Source organism: Ginsengibacter sp. (assembly GCF_057362405.1).
In genome coordinates, this window is sequence record NZ_JBMQQG010000064.1 from 1 (window position 1) to 2938 (window position 2938).

General features: G+C 36.9%; 5 protein-coding genes. 2 read left to right on the forward strand and 3 right to left on the reverse strand.

Going from position 1 to position 2938, the window contains the following annotated elements:
* Positions 1–879, forward strand: an 879-nt coding sequence (ligD, locus tag ACO1O5_RS05680) for a non-homologous end-joining DNA ligase (RefSeq protein WP_486268872.1), incomplete at its 5' end; no start/stop codon positions are given.
* On the opposite strand, the gene ACO1O5_RS05685 is transcribed toward ligD, so the two are convergent.
* Genes ACO1O5_RS05685 through ACO1O5_RS05695 form a run of 3 tightly spaced genes read right to left on the reverse strand, consistent with a single transcriptional unit; the run spans position 876 to position 2015 of the window.
* Positions 876–1295 (reverse strand): hypothetical protein, encoded by a 420-nt coding sequence (locus ACO1O5_RS05685; RefSeq protein WP_486268873.1) that lies wholly within the window; start codon positions 1293–1295, stop codon positions 876–878. The genes ligD and ACO1O5_RS05685 overlap by 4 nt on opposite strands.
* A gap of 24 nt (positions 1296–1319) precedes the next feature.
* On the reverse strand, positions 1320–1664 hold the full coding sequence (locus ACO1O5_RS05690) for a hypothetical protein (RefSeq protein WP_486268874.1): 345 nt from the start codon (positions 1662–1664) through the stop codon (positions 1320–1322).
* Positions 1665–1712: 48 nt separating this feature from the next.
* The gene (locus tag ACO1O5_RS05695) at positions 1713–2015 is read right to left on the reverse strand and encodes a YtxH domain-containing protein (RefSeq protein ID WP_486268875.1); all 303 of its coding nucleotides are present in this window, start codon (positions 2013–2015) and stop codon (positions 1713–1715) included.
* Positions 2016–2683: 668 nt separating this feature from the next.
* Here ACO1O5_RS05695 and ACO1O5_RS05700 point away from each other — a divergent pair.
* On the forward strand, positions 2684–2938 hold a 255-nt coding region (locus ACO1O5_RS05700), incomplete at its 3' end, for a low affinity iron permease family protein (protein WP_486268876.1).

The following is a 2938-nucleotide window of genomic DNA, read 5'->3' on the forward strand; positions in this document are numbered from 1 at the left end:
AAGGTGAAAGCAACCCATCTCAATAAAATTTATTTTCCTGAAGATGGCATCACCAAGGGGGATGTAATTAAATATTATATTTCGATGGCAGATTATATTCTTCCTTATTTAAAAGGACGTCCCGAATCATTGTTACGCAATCCGAACGGAATTCATGAAAAGGGGTTTTTTCAAAAAGATGCCGCGGGAAATGTTCCTTCTTACGTAACCAGTAAAAAGATATTTTCTGAGTCGAATCAAAAAGAAATAGATTATATCATTTGCGATAATGCCGCCACGCTCACTTATATGAATAACCTCGGTTGCATAGAAATTAATCCGTGGCATTCGACCATAAAGGACCTGGATAAACCCGATTATCTCATCATTGATATTGATCCTTCTTCAAAAAATACTTTCGACCAGGTGATTGATGCTGCCAACATGGTGAACGAGGTTCTGACTAAAGCCGGTGCTGCATCATTTTGCAAAACGTCGGGGTCCAGCGGAATGCATATTTATGTTCCTACGGCCAAAAAATATACCTACGAACAGGTAAAGGATTTTGCCTACATTGTTTGCGTAATGGCCAGTGAACAATTGAAAGAGTTTACAACCCTTGAAAGAAACCTGCAAAAAAGAGGTGAAGCGAAAATTTATATGGATTATTTGCAAAACAGCAAAGGACAAACTATTGCTTCCGTTTATAGTCTACGGCCAAAAGAAGGGGCAACCGTATCGACGCCTTTACTTTGGAACGAAGTAAAAAAAGGTTTGTTACCCAAGCAATTTACTATACATAACATACTTGAACGGGTACAGAAGAAGGGAGATCTTTTTAAAGACGTTCTTGGAAAAGGAATCGATCTTAAAAAATGTCTTAAAAAACTGGGAGGTTAAATAGAGAGAATTTTTTTCAGAAGATTTTTCTTCTTTGTGTGAAGACCATTTTCTTCCTCATTATTATTTTTTTTGGCTACAAAAGTCGTAATGCCATATTGGAGAGCAGCGCCCAGCGCCTTTTTTACAATGCCGGCAGATTTACCCACCACCAGCTTTCTTGAAAAGTATCCGGCTCCTAAGCCTAAGGCTACTTTAAACAGATTGTGTTTCAGTTCAGGCGACTGTTGTATTTCATGGATCGTATTTTTTAAAATATTAGTCGGTTTCATGCTTTGCAGCACCTCGTGAAAATCGTCCCTGATCCCCTCTTCCAGCAATAACCTTTTTCTTTCCAGCCTTTTTATAGCCGTTTCCAAATCCGAAACGCTATTAATCATTCGACCACTATTTGGTAAAGATTCTATATCAACCATTTTACTGAAATTTTACAAGTTGCATTAATCTATCAGTTCCTTTATTAATTTATTGCTAACCTTAGTTTTTATTAATTTATCACGCATTGAATAAATTACAAGCCCGGCAATAAGATAAATTCCTCCCACGATAAAAAAACCATAATAAGCATTGCCTAACCAATGACCGATCAGAAGCGCAAGCCCAATTGTTAAGCAGAGTACTACTCCGCTAAACAGCGCCGTTAAAATAACAATAGTTATAACAGACGCCATGAAACCTGAGATCTTATTGATGCTCCTCAGCTTAAGTAAATCCAACCGTACATCGGCGTACTCTTTTAATTTCTGAAACAATTCTTCTACGTTGGTAGGCTTGCTATCCATCATTTTTATCATTTATTATCGGGCCTGTAATTACAATATAAGATACCTGAATTACGAATTCAAGGAGGTTCTTACATCGCTTTTCATTGCATTTGCCTTTTCTTTAGCCTGGTTAACCATATCTTTTCCTTCAGAAGTATAACCGGATAATTTTTGTTTTGCAGCGTCATATTTATCAGAAATGGCTTCTGCATATTCATTGTATTTATCCTTTACAGAACCTGCCAGATCTGAACCTTTCTCTGCAATTTTCCGCCGTGTTTCTGTCCCTTTATCGGGCGCAAACAAGATACCTAATATGGCACCGGCTGCGGCACCGGCTAAAACAGCTGCTAATACTTTTCCTGAGCTCATAGTTGTAAGATTTAAAATTTAATAAAGAAATATTTACTATAATATACATAAAATATTTTGCCAATATAAATAAAGCCAACAAGAAATGTTTAAAACATCAACCGGCAAAGGGTTTTATCACATTGAACCTCATTATTACACCCGGTTGCCAATACCTATTTGAGTATATTTTTGCCCAGGGTGAGAAATGATTTTTTTCGTTAACCCATTTTATTCACAAAGATAACAAATCAAATTATTTAATTCTTCGCAACCTGGCAAACGAAACGAAAGCAGTCTAAGATAAAAGAGTCACGGGAATTCCCAGCCACCCTATAAAGTTGACTATACGAAAAATTATTGATGAAGGCTTCGTTACAAAAGCCCTGAGCCCAAATAAAGTGGCTAAACAATTGTATAGGACTTTTGCAGACGGAGAACGAAACCGATGAAGCGATTACCGATAGTGCCTGTGAAAATATAAATGTGGCAACTGCCCGAAGAGCCCGGATATTCAAGACCGTTATCAAAATTTAATTTGGAGTGCCAATACCATTTGCACAAAAGATAAGGATGCATAATCAAGGATCAACCGCCAGGCATTTTTTTATTAAAGCAGGTGCCAAAATTATTTATAGCGAGTAATTATATTAATTGAATCGTTCTTTTATTTCATCAAACTTAAAAATATGAAAAGACGTATCAACAAATTCAGCAGATTCTTTAACCGCTTTTCAGCCGTTGTTACAAAAATTACGGGCGGCGCCTATGCATTTATAATAGCTACGGCTTTTATAGTAGCATGGGCCGCAACGGGCCCGATTTTCAAATTTTCTGATACATGGCAACTGGTTATTAACACCAGCACCACTATTATAACTTTTCTAATGGTTTTCGTTATACAACATTCCCAAAATAAAGACACGATTGCCTTGCAGCTTAAG

Coding starts and splice junctions, on each gene's coding strand:
- ACO1O5_RS05695 (WP_486268875.1), bottom strand. CDS start 2,015: ATGAGCTCAGGAAAAGTATTAGCAGCTGTTTTAGCCGGTGCCGCAGCC.
- ACO1O5_RS05690 (WP_486268874.1), bottom strand. CDS start 1,664: ATGATGGATAGCAAGCCTACCAACGTAGAAGAATTGTTTCAGAAATTA.
- ACO1O5_RS05685 (WP_486268873.1), bottom strand. CDS start 1,295: ATGGTTGATATAGAATCTTTACCAAATAGTGGTCGAATGATTAATAGC.